The following is a 19356-nucleotide window of genomic DNA, read 5'->3' on the forward strand; positions in this document are numbered from 1 at the left end:
GCCGCCGTAGGCCGCACCCAGCAGGTCGATATTGGCGCCCAGGTTGGCATAGGCGGAGTCGTAGGTGATACCGGCGGGCGCCGCGACGAACGTCGGGTCTTCCACGCCCTTCGTGTTGGTGATGGCGGCGGCGTGCAGGGTGTTCGCCTTGTTGGCAAACCAAGCCAGCGCCTCGGGGCTTGAAAGGACGTAGGGGTATTCCTTGGAGCCGGAGCCTGAGAGCGCCTTGAGGCCGGTTGCCTCATCCACCACCCTTGAGCGCAGCGCAGCCTCGTCTTGCGCGGCACCCACGTCTGTCCAGGAGGTAATGCTCAGCGTGGCATACACGGACAGGTCTTCCGTAGCCAGCGTGACGGGAGAGGTGAGCTTGTTGGCATCAACCGCATCGGCCGACGAAGTGCCCTTGTAGTAGTTCGGGATGGTACCCGTTGAAATAACAGGAAGCTTCAGCGTGGTGTTGGTGTTGCTGTACGTAGTAATGCCGGTAGCACCAGGGAACGCGGTGTTGTCGAACACCACATTCATGCGGTACACCGTCGGATGCAGCGTGGCATCGCGCAGCACCGGCAGCGGATCGCTCAGCGGCGCAGGTTCCGGTTCGCTGGTAATTGCATTGCGCGTTATTTTCTGACCCCAGGCGTTGTTGTGCGAGCCGTCCGCATTGGCGCCCGTGTCCAGCTCCCAGGCCACCTGGCCGGAAGCGAACTGGTCAGCCGTGCGAGCCGCTTTGCCGTCCGCCAGGTCGGAAGCAGTGTCGGCCAGGTAGTAGTTGTTGATGAGCCTCGGATTGGGATAGGGTACTCTCCCGCCGGCTATTTCATTAGCGTTGGAGCCGCTGACGCGCCCCACGTTGTAGCAGCTCTTAACAGTTTCGTCCGTTGAGCCTACAATGCCGCAGGCTTGGCCGCCCGTCGCGGTAACGGCTCCGGCGTTTGAGCAGCTCTCGAATGCGGCAGAGCTGTCGCCGGCAATACCACCAACGTACCCAGTACCCGTGACGCTGCCCGTGTTGGAACAACCCGAGAAGGCACCGTTGATGTTGCTGCCGACAACGCCGCCAACGTACGAACCCTGACCCACGACCTCGGCCGCGTTTGAGCAGTAGGAGATACTGGTGTTTCCCGCCAAACCGATAACGGCGCCCACATCTCCATCACCGCGCACGTAGCTCGCACTGCCAATGTGAACGTAACGCAGGTAGGCATCGTCTCCAGAGGCAGGCTGTGCTTTGCCGAACAACCCCTGGCTACTCGCCGAGCTATTGATATACAGGTGATCGATCGAGCCGTCTACACCTCCGCTGAAGTGGGGAGTTTTCTGGTTAATGGGAACCCAGTCGAGCACGTTCGCGTACTTCTCGGCCGCGGTGGTGCCGGACTCGTTCACGCTGCCGCCGTATTTTTCGCCCAGAAAATCGATTTTGCTCGTTCTGCCCAGCGACACGTGAGCGGCGTCAAAGGTGACGTCGGAGTCGCCTCCGGTAATAACCTCGGTAGGAGCAGTGTTCACCTTGTAGGCGAACCATGCAAGCGCCTCGGGGGTGTAAAGACTGATGGAATGGTCTTCCCGCCAGCCGTTGTCACCCGTGGACGTGTCGGGCTTGAACTTTTCCGAGCTGCCGGCTTGCGTGGGGTCGAAGTTCTCGACCCAGGCGCCCACATCAGCCCAGGAGGTTGCCGCTTGCAAGTGATCCACTGTGGTGCCGTCAGCATCGGTTAGGTTGAAACCGATGGGCACCGGGTAGCCCTTGTTTTCCAGCGTGCCTGCGGCTTCGTCGCCCGTGGCCTGGCGCCATGCGGTCATGCCGGCCACGTTGCCGTTTTGCGAGCCGCCCGCAGCGCCGCCGTTTAGCTGGTAGGCCGCGCCCCAGGTTTTCAACGCCGCGGTAGAGACAGCCTGCGCCACGCCATACGCGTCAGATTTGCCGTAAGCTGCAACAGTGACTGGCTTGGAAGCTTCTTTGTCGTAGAAACAGTTGGTGAGGACGAAGCTTCCCTGCGACGCAATAGCACCCGCCCTCGCGGCACTGACCGATCCTGCGTTGAGGCAGTTCTTGACAGCTGGTGAAGTAATCCCTCGTCCAATGATGCCACCTGCAAAGTACGTACTCGACGTAACGGTACCGATATTGGAGCAATTCGAAATTGACGCACCAGAACAGGTACCAACGATACCACCGGCGAAACCCCTCATAGTAGTAGCAACCGTCTTCGAAACGGTGCCCGTATTGGAACAGCCGGCGATACTACCCGGAGCATAGATTTGTCCCGCGATTCCACCGACACCACCCATGGACGAGCTATCGGAGTTCACAACTTCGGCCGCATTGGTGCAATTGGTAATGGTGAGCGAACCACCGCTGCCCACGAGGGCACCGACAAAGCTTATACCTTGCACGTAGCTCGCACTGCCGATGGACGTGTTCCGAATGAACGAGACCTCGGTGTCAGTTTTGCGCGCACTGCCGAACAGACCCTGGTTTTCTGCATTGCTGTTCATGTAAAGATGATCGACGGTGTGACCCTTACCATCAAAGCGGGGGTAATACTGGTCAATAGGTATCCACTTGAGCACGTTCGCGTACTTGTCGGCGGCGGTGGCTTTTGACTCGTCGGCCAATCCGCCATAGGGCTTGCCCTCCAGGTCGATATCCGCACCCAGCTGCACATAGGCATAATCGTACGTGAAACCAAGAAGCGTGCCATCGGAGTTGACGATGTTGGTCCTGCTGTGCTGGTTCACCTTGTAGGCGTACCATGCAAGCGCTTCGGGGGTGGAAATGACATACGGGTCCGCCTCGGAGCCGGAACCCGACAGCGCATAGCCGTTGTTGGAACCGACAACCGCCGTGGTACGCAGCGTGGCTTCGTCCTGTCCGGCACCCACAGCCTCCCAGGTACCGATACCTTCCATGTACACACTGAAGTCGCCGGTGCCAGCAGCAATTGCATAGGGGTTGGTTATGGTGGTGCCCGTGGAGGAATTCAGGTGGTAGGCCGTATAGCCTCTCGGCAGCGCTATCCTTGTGCCCTCATTCGCGTAGGCATACGTGTTGTCGAAAGGCGCAGGAATCATGAACGCCGCGCGCACGAGCTTCCCCGTGCGATCGGACTCATCCAGCACCGGGTTCGGTTCGCCGCCCTGGAATTCGCCGGTAGACGGGGTGCGTACGAGATACTGATTCCACAAAGCGCGGTCGGCAGAGGCATTCACATCGAGCACGCCTTCGGTGTTGGCGGCGTTGAGCAGCCACGCCACCTCGCCCGAGCCGAACTCGTCGGAGGTTTTTGCGATGGCCCCATCGTCTTTCGCACCATTTGTGGTGGGCGTTGTGGTGGAGCTGTAGTAGCAGTTGGACACGGTAAGATCGTTGGTTCCCGAGCGTCCTACTATGCCGTGAACATCGTTTGTGGAGGTGCTTGTTATCGCGCCCATGCTGTAGCAGTTGGCAATCAAGAACGAGCCGGTAACGTCTTCCTCAATTGATCCCAGCACACCACCGGTGCGAGCGTCTGCCGTCACAGATCCGGTACTATAGCTGTCGATGATGCGCAGCGAGTTGCCCCCCATGTAGCCCAGCAGACCACCAGCAGCGCGGTTTTCAGCAGTAATGGTGCCATACTTGTTGCTGCACCGTTCCATGACGATGCCTGCCGTGTCGCCCTCCACGTTCGCTACCAAGCCGCCGGCAAAGAAGCCCGCCGAGCTGATATCGGCACTGTTGTTGCAATCGGTTATTGTGAGCGTGGAGCCATCCAGAACCTGTCCCACGAAGGAGGCTGCTCCGCTATTCGTTTCCGTGGTAGCCACGAAACCGCTTTCCACCGACAAACCCGAAAACTTCGCATTCCCCACAACGCTGAACAGAGCTGCATTTTCGGCAGCTTGGGAAATGGTCAGGTGGCTGATGGAGGTTCTTGCTGTACGCGTACCGGTACCTGCGAACGTGCCGGTGAAGGGGTTGGCGGCGCTGCCCATAGGCACCCATTTGAGGGCGTTTTGGTGCTTCTCCTCTGGGGTGATGCCCGTCGTCGTGTCCAGCGAGCCGCCGTAGGACACGCCCGTCAGGTCGATGTTCGCCGTCAGCTTCACGTTCGCGTTGGCGTATGTGGTGGAACCGGAAATGGTTTCACTTGGCGTGGTATTCAGTTTGTAGGCGTACCACGCGAAAGCCTCGGGGTTGGTCAGTTGGATGGCCAAGTCCTCGGTCGTGCCGTTGTTGGTGGCGAGGTTGGGCTTGTAGCCCAAAGGCTCGCCCGCCGTGGCGCCGGGTACGCGCTGGTCGGCCTTTTCGTCGACGGTGACGAACACGTCAACCCAGTTGCCCACCTGAGACCAGTCGGCCGCCTTCTGCAGGGAGGCTGCCGCGTTGCCGGAGGCGTCGGTGCCGTCGAGCGCGACGAGCACCGGGTAGCCGCTGTTTTCCAGTGTGCCCGCGCCCGCGTCGCCCGTGGCCTGGCGCCACGTGGTCATGTTCGCGAGGTCGGTCACGGAAGCATAGTCGAGCGTGCCGCTGTCGTTGAGCGTTGTCGCAACCCGGCTGAGCTGGTAGGCCGCACCCCAGCTCTTGAGCACGTCGGTGGTAACGCTCTCCACCTTGCCGGGGGCGTCGGAATTAGCGCCGAACCCGACGGTGGCCGGCTTGGAGACTTCCCCATCGTAGAGGCAGTTATAGCATTGCGCACCGCCGCGGGTGACGACGGCGCCCGAATTAGCGTCGCCGCTGACAGATCCCGCGTTGTAGCAGCTTACGAGTTTCCCGTACGTTCCGCCGGCGACGCCACCGGCGTTGCCGGCACTCGCGGTGACGGTGCCGATGTTGGAGCAGTTCGACAAGTGGGCATAGCCGACGCCGTAGACGCCGCCGACGCTCGTAACGGCGCTGATGGCACCCGAGTTGGAGCAGCCGATGATTTTGCTTTCGTTGGTCCAGCCCACGATGCCGCCGACCGTGCCGACCGAGCTCTCACCCTTGACCTCGGCCGCGTTGGCGCAGTTGATGAAGTTGGTGTTGCCCGTACTCGTAGATCCAGCGATGGCGCCGGTGCCCTGGCCGCCGCACACGTAGCTCTTGCTTCCGACGGACACGTTCTGCACGTACGTGTTCTGACCCGCGGCGTACACTTTGCCGAACAGACCCTGATTATCCTTGTCGGGAGCATTGATGTACAGGTGGTCGATCGTGTGGCCTAAGCCGTCGAAGTGGGGGGCGTTCTGATCCATGGGCACCCAGTCGAGCACGTTCGCGTACTTGTCGGCCGACGTGGCACCGGCGTCGTTCACCGTGCCGCCGTACGCCTCACCCAGCAGGTCGATGTCGGCGCCAAGCTCTGCATACGCAGACGAATAGGTAAGGGCTTCTGCGGCACCGGTCGTGTCTACCTGCGTCGGCGCGGCGACAAAAGTCGGGTCGTCCACGCCGGAAGCTGCCGCGTTGTTGATGGCGAGCAGGCTTTGGGTGTTCACCTTGTTAGCGAACCAGGCCAGCGCCTCGGGGGTGGATATGACGTAGGGGTGTTCCTTGGAGCCGGAGCCGGAGAGCGCCTTGAGGCCGGTTGCGCCCGGCACGTCGGCGGCGCGGAGCGTGGCTTCGTCCTGCAGGGCGCCGACGCCTGCCCAAGAATCGGTTTCGCCGGTATACACTTCGAAATCGCCCGTACCAACAGCAATGGTGTAGGGACTGGTTATTGTGGCGCCACTCGTAGACCCCAGGTGGTAAACCGAATAGCCGGCCGGCAGCGCCATTTTCGAGTTCTCGTTCGCATAGGCGTACGTGGTAGTGGCCAGCGGCGCGGGTGACACAAACGTTGCCCGTACCAGTTTGGGAACGGTTACCGACGCGCCCAACAGCGGTGCCGGATCGCCGTAGGGTTGCAGCAGACCCGTTGTCGCATGGCGCGTGACACTCTGGTGCCACGCAGTGCGGTTGGCAGAGGTGGCGGGATTAAGCACACCGTCTGCGTTTGCGGCGTTCAGCTTCCAGGTTACCTCGCCAGAGAGGAACTCAGCGGCGGTTTTGGGTATGGCCGAACCGGCGTCGCCCACCGCGCCGGGAGTGGCGGTGGAGCTGTAGTAGCAGTTGCTTATTTTAAGAACGCCATCGGATGCCGTGTTGAGTCCCACAATACCGCCGATCTCGGCTGTGTTTGTGGATGTGATCGCGACCGCGCCAGTGCTGTAGCAGTTGGCGATGAGCAGCGAATCGCCTGCGGAATAGTTATCCGGCACTTGTCCCAACACACCGCCGCTGCCGAAGTCGCACGTCACGCTTCCTGTATTGAAGCAGTCGGCGATACGCAGAGAACCGCCCCCGAAATAGCCCAGCAAGCCACCGGCATTGTAACTCGAAGCTATGTTGCCCGTGTTGCCGCAGCGTTCCATGACGAGTCCGCTGTTCCGGTCGTCATCCACCCACGCGACCAGGCCGCCGGCATTCTCATCACCGGTGACGACATCGGCTGCGTTGCGACAATCGGTCATCGTGAGCGTGTATCCACTTGGAACCTGCCCCACGAGGGCGGCTGCATTGTAACCCGATCCTGTAGTGGCCACGAAGCCGCTGCCGATGGAAATACCCGTAAGATGCGCATTCCCGACTGAGCAGAACAATCCCGCGCCGCTAAGACTTTGCAAAATGGAGAGGTGCTCGATCGTGGTCCCCGTAGCCGTGAACGTGCCGAAGAAGTAATTGCCGGGTGCATTTATAGGCACCCACTTCAGCACGTCTCGGTGCTGCTCCTCTTGGGTGGCGGCACCGGTGTTGAGCGAGCCGCCGTAGAGTTCGCCCGTGAGGTCGATGGTGCCCGACGGCGCGTCCAGCTTCACGTATGCATTGGCGTACGTGGTGGAGCCGGAGGTGATTTCCGTTGGATTCGTATTGAGCTTATAGCCGTACCATGCCAGCGCCTCGGGGGTGGTCAGCGTGATAGGAGTGGCAGCCGCAGTGCCGTTGTTGGTGGACAGGTTGGGCTTGAGTTTGGTGGAGCCGTCGGCGGCCGTGGGGTCGAACAGCGCTACCCACTCGCCCACCTGACTCCAATTGGTTGCTTTCTGCATGGTGGTGGTCGGTGTGGTGCCGTCCTGTTCGACGCCCGCACCGCTCGCCGAGATAAGCACCGGGTAACCGTCGTTTTCGCCAGCTGAGGCCATGCGCCAGGTGGTCATGCCCGACACGTCGCCCTTTTTGGACGAGTCGCCGCCTGTGGCGCCGCCATTCAGCTGGTAGGGTACAGACCAACCCTTCATCTGGTCGGCGGTGAGAGCAACTTCGCCCGCATGCGGCGTCAAGCCTTCGATGTTGACATACGCGCTATCGGTCACGGTGATCCACGAGGCATCACCATTTGCGACACCGCTGCGCAGCGCGATTCCCGACGCGGCGGTCAAGGTGCCCGTGCTGTAGCACCTGTTGATTTTCACGACGTGACCACTGTTGCCGTTGTTGCCACGGGCGAATATGCCGCCAGCTCCACCACCCTCAGAGGTGCTGGTGGCACCACCCTTGCCGCTCATGTTGCCGCGGTTGTAGCAATCATTGATAGTAAGCGTGCCGTTGCTGTGCGCACTTGCCACGATGCCGCCAGCCTCGACCGAGCCAGTTGTGGCCGTTGAAAAGGCTGTAGCGTCACCATAGTTGGCGCACCGCTCAATCGTCAGGTTGCCTGTACTGGCCTCGCCGACGAAGCCACCCACGTAGCGATCGCCCGAAAGGGTCACGTTGGACGTGCAATCCTGGATGGTGGCGGTAGCCGTGGCACTACTTGCTTCAACGAAGCCAACGATGGAGCCGACGTAGGATTGAGCGCTGATACATCCGCTATCGATGTTCAGGTTCTTCACCGTGGAAGCGTTCAAGCTTTCGAACAGACCTTGCTTGTTGGTCGTGTTGGAAATGTAGAGGTTCGATATCGCGTGACCCTGGCCGTCGAAGGTGCCGGCGGCGTAGTTCTTGATGGGCGTCCATTGCAAGCAGTTCGCGAACTGCTCGGCCGGCGTGGCGGCCGATGGGTTCACGCTGCCGCCGTACGTGGTGCCCGTGAGGTCGAGGTCGGCAGTCAGCTTGATGGACACGTTCTTCCACGTGGCGGCGTTGGCCGCCAGCGCAGCCTGGAACCAGGCCAGCTGCTCGGGCGTGGAGATGAGCAGCGTGTTGGACGAATCTTTCTGTACCTTGGGAACCGTGATGGTGGATGAGCCGGTTGCCAGGGGGTTGGCGAGACCGGTGTCGATGGTGGCCGATGCAGTGGTCAGGTCGGCCTGCTTCGCGTAAATGGCCGCGCCCACTGCGCCCCAGTTGGCGTACGCCGAGCTTGAGCTGGCCGCTTTAATGCGCGGTATGGGATAGCCGTTGTGGCTGGCCGGGTCGCTCTTCCATTCGTAGACGTCGGAGATCATCTGACCATTGGGAACTTCGTAATGGCTCGAATATATGTCCTCTTTATTGAGGCGACAGAGTTCACCAATCTGCGCGTTCGCGTTGGTGGCAAGCGTAGTCGACTTCATATCCGTCGCCGACAGCGGAACCATGAAGCCCCCGGTCTGATTGCCATTTATGACTTCCTGAGGATTCGGAAGCACTTCCTGGTCATAGTAACTCAGTATGTTGTCGTTCGCGTTTCCATCGTTATCGATGCACGAGTCGTCATTCGTCGAAAACGCGTACGGTTGCGCATCATATCCACCGGAGCACAAACCCACCCGGCCGCCGCTGTAGGAGGCCGTAAAGAAACCAGTGCCGCCCTGATTGCCGCCCATTATGCCCGCGACAGAATCCGCGCCGTCCACGGCGATGGATCCGACGTTGGCACAGGCGGCCAACCGGTACGTCTCACGGTCGACGACGTCTTCGTACACGTATCCCACGATACCGCCGGCGAACGAGCCGTCCGCAACGGTGCCCGCGGCGAACGCTACATCGCCGAAGTTGGCATTCATGTAGGACTGTCCGGCTCCGGCGTCGGCACCGATGATGCCGCCGATAGAAGAGATTTTTCCGGTGCCTGGCTGGTTCGCCGTCACGTTCGCGTCGTTGATGCACCCGAGGCTCATGGTGAAATAGGTGTAGCCTGCGATGCCGCCGGCGATGGCGTTCTGGGCGGCGCCGTTGCGCACCACCACGTCCACACCCGCGTTTTTGCAGTTAGCGATGGTTGCATCCATGCCGAGAACGCCGGCGAAGGCACCCGCGTAGATATCGCCTTGCGGGCTCTCAGCCAGCACGACTCCCGACTCCAGCGTGAGGTCGCGCAGGTACGAATCGTGTGCGAGGCAGCCGAACAGGCCGGCAGCCCAGGGAAGATTGCCGGTAACCGCGTTGTCAACGTTGTTGACCAGCGCCGTTGCTTTCATGTTGCGAATACTGTTGCCCTGACCCGTGAAGGTGCCGATGTATCCCTTGTTTTCGGGGATTTCCGGTGCGGCTGCACCATAGTATTTACCAATAGGCACCCAGGTGAGAGCGTTTTGATAGCGCGCTTCGGAGGTTGACGCGCCCGCGGCAACCTGGCCGCCATAGCGAGTGCCGGCCAGGTCGATGCTGTTTGTGAGCTTGGCGGACGCCCGCTGCTCTTTCACGTTCGTGATGTAGCCAATCCACGCAAGCGCCTCGGCGGAATCTACGAGGTAGGGGTTCGCATCGGTGCCGTCACCCGCAGGCTTGATGACCTGGCCGTGGCCATCGGTGGGATTGAAGGATTCCACCCATTCGCCCACGTCTTGCCAGTCGGTTGCTTTGGTCATGGTTTCGCCTGCGGTGCAGGGAACGGGCATGCCGCCGTTTATGGGATTAGTTGCGTCGTCCATGCGCCAGGTGGTCATGCTGGTTATGGCGCCGTCGCTGGACGTGCCGCCGGTGAGGCCGCCGTTCATCTGGTAGGCCGCGCCCCAGGTTTTCAACTGGTCGGAGGTGAGGGAGGTGCCTTTGTCGTCGGTCGCCGTGCTGGAATAGTAGCAGTTGATGAACGTAGAGGAGGAAGAGGGCTTGTTGATGATCGCCTTGGTGGCGCTGCCAACGAAGTAGCAGTTTTCCATTGCCACCGTGTTGTTCGCGCGACCTACGAGCCCGCCGGTACCAGCATCGGTTCCCCCCGACGTAATAGTTGCGTTCGCGAAGGAGTTCTTGATGGTGCCGCCTCCGGCGTGGATATCGCCCACAAGGCCACCTGTCATGCCGTGGGTGCCGGCATCAACGATATGGATTGTCGCCGACACCACGCCGCACGATTCCACGGTGGCGCCAAGCAGCTGGCTGGCAACGGCACCGACGGTGCCGTACATCTCGCTGCCGGTGGCGAAGGTGGAGTTGATGTCCACGTTACTGAGCAGCACGTTTTTCACCACGCCGCCCGTGCCCACGAAGCCGAACAGGCCAATGCCTGCTCCGAAGACGAAATTCTGGTGCATGGTCATGTTGTCGATAGTGTAGCTCTTGCCGTCGAAGGTGCCCGAATAGTCTTCGGCAGCAGCACCGTGACCCATGGACACGATGGGTGTCCAGTTGAGCGGCGCGGCGTCGGTGCCGCCCCAGTCGGTGCCGGTGAGGTCGATGTCTGCGGTGAGGACTGCCGAGAGTTGGCGGTTCTGCTTGGAGGCGTCGATGGAGGACGTCTGCATCTTGCGAGACGTGCCCTCGTTCAGGTACGTAAACAGCGCCAACTGTTCGGCCGTGCCAATTTGTAGGCCACCCGCGTTGGTGTCGTAGGTGGGCAGGACGACGTCCTTGGCCGTGCCGTCTGCCTTGATGACGGAGACGGTTTCGCCGGAGGCCAAGCCCTTGCCAGCCGCGGTGGCGGCGTTGGCGATAGCCTCGCCCACATCCCCCCAGTCGGCATAGGTGGGGTTCGCCATCGTTGCTGCCTCGCCGGACGCGATGCGGATGGACAGCGGCATGGCGCCCTCGGCCAGCTCGTAGCCTTGCGGGAGCTTCGCGGTGAAGGTGGCGCCCTGCGTGGCGACGCTCTTCTGGTCGTAGTCGGCGCTCTCCCACGCGACATCGAGCGTCATGGCAGTGCCTTCGAGGGTGAGCGGGCCCGCCGACAGGGCGCGCCCCGTGTCCAGGATGGAGCGCTCGGGGGTGGTGTCGACGGCGTCGCCGGAGAGGGAGGGCTCGGGGGGCGCGGCACCCTCGTCGGGGGACGCGGCGTTGGCGGCGGCCTCGTCGGAGGGCGCGCTCTCGTCGGCTCCGCCTTGGGCGGCACCGTTGGCCGGCTCGGCGGCCAGCGTGACCACGACCTGCTTGGGCAGCAGGGCGGCTGCGGCCTCTTCGGCGCTCATGTCCGCAAGCGGCGCGAGGCTTGCCAGCGCGAGCTGTCTTCCGGAGCCGTCTGCGGTGTCGGTCACGTAGAGGGAGTAGTCGTAGGACTCCTGGCCGGGCACGTCCCATGAGGACACCTGCTTGGCGGGGGCCGTATCTGAGGGGGTGGGCTCGGCGTCGGGGGCGGGCTCGACGGGGCTCGTCTCCACGGTCTCGGACTTAAGGTTCACGCCGGGCTCGCGCCCGGCCTTGAGGTTGACCGGCTCGGCAGGTTCGGGGAAGCCGCATGTGGCGCCGTCGGCGGCGCCGCCCGTCCTCCACACGGCGTCGTCTCCTTCGCGCCCGGCGTTCAAGCGCTGGCTGGCGGCTTCGAGGTCGGTGGCGGACAGGGCGCCGTCGCGCTCGTCGAAGGCGCCTGTGTAGGACGCGCCCTCGTCGGCGGCGAGGTAGGCGCTGGCCGCATCCACCTGACGCGCGTAGGCCTCGGCGTCGGCGCCGGGGGCGGCCAGGTAGGCGGCCTTGCCGGCCGCATCGATGGCGCCGGCGCCGTAGCTGGTCTTGATCGTGCCCGCGCCCGCGGCGGCGATACCCGCGGAGGCGGAGGTCTGCTGGCGGTTGATTACCGCGCCCAGGTTCGCACAGTCCTCGATAGTCCCGTCGTTCACAGCGACGATGCCGCCGGCGAGCGCCTCGAGGTCGGATTCAGCCTCGGTCCCATCGGCGGCGGGGGCGCAGGCCTGCACGCTCATGCGGTTCACGACGCCTTGGATCGAGCCTTTGTTGACGGCGGCCAGCGCACCTGCCTGCGCGCCTGTCGCCGCCACGCAGGTGGCGCGGGCGCCCTCGGCGGCCATCTGGGCGTCGGTGAGGCCCAGCTGCAGCCACTCGATGCGACCGGTCTGCGTTATCTCTTGAAACAGGCCCGCGCTCGCGGTGGCGAAGCACAGGGTGCGGCCCTGGCCGTCCAGCGTGGCGGCGAGCACGGTGCCGCCCGGCCATGCGGCGTCCACGGGCCTCGGCGATTCGCCCTGCACCGCGGCGGGCGCCTGGGCCGTCAGATCGATGTCGGCCTCCAGCTTGGCGGAGGCGTCGGAGTGCAGAAGCGCCCACCAGGCGAAGGCCTCGGGGGTGGAAATGGTGTAGGGGTCGTCCTCGGAGCCGGTGCCGGCGGGCTTGAAGCCCTCTTCGGCCAGTGTGCCGTCCTCGACGCCGCGCGCCACATCGAGCCACGTGGCAAAGGCGGTGGGCGCCTCGGGAAGCGCGCCGTCGGCCTCGGCCTCAAAGCCCGGTGCTGCGCCCTCACCTGCCGCATCCGGGGAGGCTTGCGCGGACGGCTCGTCTGCGGAGGAGCCATCCTCGGAAAGCCCGCTGTTAACAAGCCCCCCCCCCGTCACATCCTGCGCGGCGTCTTGAGGGACGGCGTCTGCGGAGGGACCGCCAGCCGCGTAGGCGTCGCCCAGCGGGCTCATGGTGAGCACGAGGGCTGCCGTGAGCACGACGGAGAGGGCCTTGTCGAGCGCCGTGTGGCGCTCGACGTGCGCCCTCGGCTTCGACCGGTCGTCCGTCTTGTTGTCCGTATGCTTGTTCTGCATGGTGCTCGCCCCTTGCGACATCCGCCCGACAAGCGGTTGCAGGGGTGTCTTCGACAGCGCACTCTCCGGCGCCAGAACGCGCGAAAACGGGAAACGGATGCCCTTTCCCGCATGGTCGCGCGAACCCCCTGTCCGCTATTCAATTCATCGCTGATTCCCATAATCAACAGGCGGGGTAGCCTTTTCAAGGCCCCCGAACCAGATTGCTCGCGAATGCGGCTCCTGTGCTCGCAGGCGCAGATAGCCCATGCGGTTGCGTTATTGGAAACGGTCCCGAAGCGAGGGTGTGCGGCAGGTCGTATGCGCAGGATGCACCAGCCGATTCAAAACCACACGCCTTGCAGTAACCCGACGTAAACGAACGGATGTTTCACGTGAAACATCCGACGCGAAACGGAGGCGGTGTAGGACGCGGGAGTGCGAGTGCGAGAATTCGGGCGCGAGCTTCGAGAACTCGAGGGCATGAACCGAGACGCCGTTTGGGCGAACGAATGTTTCACGTGAAACATTCGATGCGAGCCGGAGACGATGGATCCCGAGCATGGTACACGAGAGCGCGTAGGACGCAGGGCGAGCGAGGGAAGGGCGCAAACCGCAAGGCGAGAGCACGAGCGACGGCGGCACGGGCGCGCGGGCGACGGGAGCACGGGCGGCGGCGGCACGAGCGGCGGCGGCACGGGCGCGCGGGCGACGGGAGCACGAGCGCGCAGGAGGGCGGGCCTATCCCTCGCGCAAGGGCTTTCCGGCGGCCCGCTCTACCGCCTCGGCAACCTCAAGGTAGCGCCGCTCCGCGATGGGGCGCGACGAGCCGTCGTCTAGGACGGCCTCGAAGCGACGCAGAACCGCGACGCGCTTCGCGTTCACGATGCAGCTGCGGTGGACGCGCACAAACGACGGGGGCAGGCGGTCCTCGATAGCGGCGAGACGCTCACGCACGGGGAACTCTCCCCCCTCCCAGACCACGGCGCTGCCAACCTCTGTCGCATCCAGACACAGCACGCGATCCTCGGTGACGTAGCGCGCACCCGCGCCGGGCACGTCGAAGGCAAGGCGCTTGTGGGAAGCGGCGGGCAGGGCCACGGCATCCACCACATAGCCCACGGCATCCTCGCCGGGGACGGCGGAACGGTCGAGGCTGGCGGGCACGTCGTAGGCGTTGGACAGATGCAGGTGCACCACCTTGGGGCCGGCGGGCGTCATGGCCCACACAAACGTCGCGCTCTGGAGAAACTCGAGCTCCGGGGCGGCGCTTCCCGGTACTCGCGCGCGGTACGTGCCGATCGCCACGCGCGCGCCGGGCAGATCGCGCACGCCCCACGACTCGTCGAACATCTCGGCGGCTGTGCCGTACTCGGGCTCCAGCATGCGGCGCATGTCCTCGGCGCTGCAGGTTCTCTGGCAGGCCAGTGGGCCGATCCATGTCATGTCGGGGGCCATGCGGCGCATGACTGCCACGATGTCGCGATTCACGTAATGATCGACCAGCACTTGGCGAGACATAGCCGCGATCGTGCGATCGGGCGGCCACGTTTCCTTTTGGTCGTCGGGGCGTCCGTCATTGTCGCGGTCCGCTTCCATGACACTTCTCCTTCCCCGCTCTCCGCCCGTCGCGCGGGCGCTCGCGCCTTATGGGTTGGAGATAGTAGCACAGGTTCGCGGCTTTGCACATGAGATAAATCGTGGGGAGGCACAGCGGTGACGGCTTCGACCAGCACCTCACAACCATCGAGAAAAAGCTGATAGGAGGCGTTTCCGCCCGATGCGGCCCGCTCAAGAACGCTTTGTTTTTTTCGTGACGAAAATTCTTGCCGGCCACACGGCGGCCGCACGGCGATCGCCCGGTTGTCTGCATGCCGGCAGCATGGTGATCGCCCGATTGCTGTATGCCGGCCACACGGCGGCTGCATGGCTTTCGCACGTCGGCTGCAAAGCGAACGCTGGCAGTCACACGGCGGCTGCAAAGCGAACGCTGGCAGTCACACGGCGGCAACATGCGATACATAAGCGCTTACTTCGCTCATAGCCCGCAGGTCAATGATGCAACCCGCATTCTTGCGACCCATGCCACATCAAAAAAGCCAGAAGCGAACTTCTGGCCTGGGATTATTGGTCGCGGGGACAGGATTTGAACCTATGACCTCCGGGCAAGCGAATGGCGCTTCTCGTATCACGAGGTCAACCTTTATATCCTCCCAGCTCACAGTGCGTATTTTGCGGTAATCGGATGCGCTCTGTGGCCATATAAATCACCGTAAATCACGCTGATACTCATTACCATACTCATCACTTTGCGCCTTCAGGACGCCGAAGCATCTCCACTAGAGACGAGATGTCGGTGAGGTCGGTGTAGTAGCTCCTGTTGACCTCCGGGCTGTGTCCGAAGTACGCCGCGCGCTGGATTTCCGGAACTCCCTTGTTCAGCCACTCGGTATTGAGCGTGGCTCGCCACACGTGAGTGGACACCTCGTTCAAGAGGGGAATGTCCAAAGCATCGGCAAGCTCGTGGTACAGCTTCTTGATGGCGTGCTCGGCGTTGTTCAAGTCCCACTCTTTACCGGGAGCGGCGGGAGCGGGGAACAAGAGCGCATCTGGTGCCTTCCCAGCCTCCTCGAGACGTTTCCGTACGCGCTCGGCAACGCGCTCGTCCAGCACGGGGATTGTGCGCCCCTTGTGCGTCTTCGAGGTCTCTTCGGTGACGGTGATGGTGAGCAGGCCGTCCTTCTCGCCCACGTTCCACCGTGCGAGCGTCCTCGCCTCGTTGATGCGGAGACCAGTTGCTGCCTGAAGCAACGTGATCTCCGTAACAGCGCGGCGCAGGTTGCTCCTATCCTCGGCGGAATAGCGGCCCCTCTTAGGTGGGGCAACGTCGGTGGGGTCGATGGAGAGCAGGTAGACAATGACCCGCTCGCGCTCGCTGGGGCTGAGCGCCTGACCGCCCGGGGCCTTGTTTGTGGCACGGTGTTCCGGCAGTCGCGGCTTGAAGCTCTTGAGCGGGTTGTACGCAATCACTTCGTCGCGCACGAGCGGCTCCAAGACGTATTTGCTCATCGTCTTGGAGCACTGGCGCGCGGTTGCGGTCCCGTTCCGGCTCGCAATGCCAGCAAGTGCTTCCTCGAGGTTACGCGGGCGCACGGCATCCGCGATTCGGAATCCCTTGAGCGCTTCTGCGGAAAGCTCGAGGACACGCTTGTAGCTGCTTTTCGTCCGGGGGCGCAGAACCGAATCGTCGGTCGCGGCGATGCTCGGTAAGACTTCCTGACGGATAAAGTCGCTCATGGAGGAGGAGCCCCTCCAAGCGGAGACGCTCCCTCCAGACGTGGCGATGAGCTCTTGGGCCTTGGCGTGCGCGCGCCTGCGAAGCTCGCCTTTCGAACACTTCCCTTTGGTGGTCCTGTTTAGAATGCGCCCGTTCATAAGGCGTACGCTCCACTGCATCCGGTAGCCGCCGTCGTCGGTCTTGACGATGGCGGCGCGCTCGATGCTGTTCTGGCCCGGTTCGAGTGCAACGCGCGGCATGGGGTCTCCTTTCTCTTTGGCTGCGCGTTGCCTACCGACGAGCGCCTGCGCTCGTCTTGCCGTCGCCCTCAACCAGATGGGAGTCGAGCCAAGCCTCGATATCGCATACGCGGTACAGCACCGGAGAGCGGTGGGAGCCGACCTTTATGTACTTGGGCCCGCGACCCTGCACGCGCCAATTGGAGAGCGTGCGGGGGCTGATGCCGAGCATCCGTGCGGCCGCTCCGTTGGTGACCGCGATTTGCTTCTCGGGAAGGATTCCCTTGTCGTGATTCTGAACGTACACAACCCTTGTCATGAAAACGCCTCCCAGCGTCAGGCACGCCGACGATTGCGGCGTGCGGCCGAGCTGGGAGGCGCGCCCATCGGGCACGATACGCGCGCCCGCGCTCCTCAGCGTGCGGAGCTCGTGGCTCCGCGAGCCGACCTGTGGCGGTCAAATGGCCCTGCGTGGCCCGCGCGGGTTTGGTGCGCCGGACGCGGCGTGGGGCGGCTCTCTTCCCCGGGCAATCTCTTAAGAGGCCATGGGCGGCCTCACATGCATCCCGTGATAACGCATCGAGGCGTCATTGCACGCGGCCATAAACGGCTAATACGAACGTATCCCGACGGGCGGCGACGGTCAAACGGCGCTCAATCCGCAAAGATTGATCGGCGTTTGCCGGGGAGACCGACGGGCAGGGCGAGGCCGGGCACCCCGCCCTCTCCGAGCCTGCTTTTGGGGCAAAAAAGTACACGGAAGCTACATGACGCCCCGGATTCTATGACGAGAGGGCCCGGCCGGGGTCTGGTTGCCGCCGTGGCTGCTCGCTTGCCGCCATGCCCACAGAACGGGCGGCACCCTTTTCGCCTGAGACTTGGGGCTCAGGGCTGTCCCGGTAGCCTCGGTAGCCCTTCCCGCCAAGGCATTACAGATGAAGTACACGGTGGAATTGCCTAGCTCCTGTGCTCTCGTCTTATCTGGAAAGAGGCCTACCGACCCTACCGTCTGTCTCTCGCCCTGCCTGTACGGCCGATTTGGAGGGCAAGAGACGGAAGGATAGCGGGGTGGCAAAGCCCCTCCCGGCCTCTCGGGCCCCGAGCGTCACGGAAAACACATAGGGCCATATCTGTTCATATATGAACAGATATGGCCCTGACCTGCTGTTTTACGCAAATTCACCCCTTTACGCACCTGTTTTCGGGCGGTACAAATCCCGTAATCCAATTCGATTCAAGGAGGCAAGAATGGAACTAACCCCGAACGAGCTGTACCACACCGTGAGCGAGGACTACCTCTCTGGGCTCGACGCGGACTGTCCGCCGCCGTTCTTCACCGTCGAGCGAGAGCTGCTCGCGGCGACGAACAACGCAATCGAGGAATGGAACCTCGGCCCGCGCGACCCGAGCGCCCCGGTGGGAGCGCCGAAGAAGGAGGCCTATCCCGAGCAGAAGCCGCCGAGCGAGTGCCTCTCCAAGCTCAAGACGCTGCTACCGCTTCAGGTCGCGCTCGCCATCAAGTACGTCCACCACGCCAAGCTCATCTGTCTCTCGGACAGGGAGGAGGATGGCAACTACGAGATTGGCGTGTACCAGACCGAGGGGCGGCTCGCCGGGTGCTACGACATAAGGCGCGACAACCTCCGGGCCCTCATCCGCCGCTATAACGTGACGATCACAAAACGGGGCATCGATGAGGTCGTCACGATCTTGCGGACGGAGTGCCCGAGGGTGATGCGCTGTCAGGATGCGGACCTCGTCCCCGTGAAGAACGGCGTGTACGACTATGGGAGCAAGTTACTGTTGGGCTTCGACCCGGATTTCGTTTTCACCACGAAGATAGACGTCGACTACGTGGACGGGGCGCGCAGCCCCGTTATCCACAACGACGAGGACGGGACCGATTGGGACGTGGCGTCTTGGATGGACTCCCTCTCGGATGACCCCGAGACGGTTCGCCTCCTCTGGCAGCTGCTCGGGGCGGTCATCCGTCCGAATGTCCGCTGGAACAAGAGTGCCTGGCTGTACTCCACGAGGGGGAACAACGGCAAGGGCACGTTCTGCACGCTCGCCCGCAACCTTTGCGGGCCGGAGGCGTGCGCCTCCATCAAGCTCAAGGACTTCGGGCACAACTTCATGCTCGAGCCGCTGACCCGCGTCTCCGCTATCATCACCGACGAGAACGACACGGGCACCTACCTCGACGATGCCGCCGCCCTGAAGTCAATCATCACGGGCGACCCGTTTCTCGTCGACCGGAAGTTCAAGGATGCGGTGTCGCTCAAGTTCAACGGGTTCATGATTCAGTGCATCAACGAGCTTCCCAAGCTCCGCGATAAGACCGATTCCATGTACCGGCGCCTGCTGGTCGTTCCCATGAACAAGTCGTTCGAGGGGCGCGAGCGCAAGTACATCAAGAGCGATTACCTCAACAGGCGGGATGTGCTCGAATACGTGCTGTACCACGTTCTCGCGGAGACGGACTACTACGAACTGGACGAGCCGAAGGCATGTCGCGAGCTTCTCGCCGACTTCAAGGGGTACAACGATGCCGTCCGTCAGTTCCTCGAGGACGTGTTGCCTGAGGCATCGTGGGACCTGCTGCCGTGGCAGTTCCTGTACGACCTGTACCGGCGCTGGATGGAGAGGTTCAACCCTTCCGGTAGGCCGGAGTCCAAGAACGCCTTCGTCAAGGACGTGAAACTGCTCGAGGCGGAGCTGGGCGAATGGGAAGTCACGCCCAACACCGTGCGCAGCGCGAACAAGATGGACTGGCCCGAGCCCCTCATCCTCGAGTACAGCGTGCGCGAGTGGATGAACATGGCGTATCGCGGCTCCGACCCCGGACGCATCGCCATGCCCGACCTCAAAGAGCGTTATCTCGGGCTTCTCCGCAACCCTCCCCACGGTGCTACGAATCATCCAGCGAGTGGCGCTGCGGGCGCGAACGATTAGGATTGTGCCGCGAGGTCGCAAAGATCGGCCGCGCTATGCGCGACAGGTCTTTGCGATCTGCGC

At 62.9% G+C, this 19356-nt stretch carries 5 protein-coding genes (1 of these 5 only partly in view); 1 reads left to right on the forward strand and 4 read right to left on the reverse strand.

Features of this window, described 5'->3' with window-relative positions; genetic code table 11:
* The 4 genes from ABGT83_RS09150 to ABGT83_RS09165 form a co-directional block, all read right to left on the reverse strand.
* Window positions 1-12843: the 5' portion of a hypothetical protein gene (locus tag ABGT83_RS09150; protein WP_346687157.1), read on the reverse strand. Its footprint begins 26196 nt before the window's first position; only the first 12843 of its 39039 coding nucleotides appear in the window; the start codon lies at window positions 12841-12843; its stop codon lies off the left edge, out of view.
* 720 nt (window positions 12844-13563) lie between these two features.
* Window positions 13564-14421 (reverse strand): LytTR family DNA-binding domain-containing protein, encoded by an 858-nt coding sequence (locus ABGT83_RS09155; protein ID WP_103265884.1) that lies wholly within the window; start codon window positions 14419-14421, stop codon window positions 13564-13566.
* Window positions 14422-15126: 705 nt separating this feature from the next.
* Window positions 15127-16359, reverse strand: coding sequence for a tyrosine-type recombinase/integrase (locus ABGT83_RS09160; RefSeq protein ID WP_346687159.1), 1233 nt, complete (start codon window positions 16357-16359; stop codon window positions 15127-15129).
* Window positions 16360-16390: 31 nt separating this feature from the next.
* Window positions 16391-16657: a helix-turn-helix transcriptional regulator gene (locus ABGT83_RS09165; RefSeq protein WP_083551354.1), complete on the reverse strand. Its 267-nt coding sequence runs from the start codon at window positions 16655-16657 to the stop codon at window positions 16391-16393.
* A gap of 929 nt (window positions 16658-17586) precedes the next feature.
* Between ABGT83_RS09165 and ABGT83_RS09170 the strand changes: the two genes are divergently transcribed.
* Window positions 17587-19293 (forward strand): DNA primase family protein, encoded by a 1707-nt coding sequence (locus ABGT83_RS09170; protein WP_346687162.1) that lies wholly within the window; start codon window positions 17587-17589, stop codon window positions 19291-19293.
* The last annotated feature ends 63 nt before the right edge of the window (window positions 19294-19356 follow it).

Source organism: Enteroscipio rubneri, from assembly GCF_963929405.1.
GTDB lineage: Bacteria > Actinomycetota > Coriobacteriia > Coriobacteriales > Eggerthellaceae > Enteroscipio > Enteroscipio rubneri.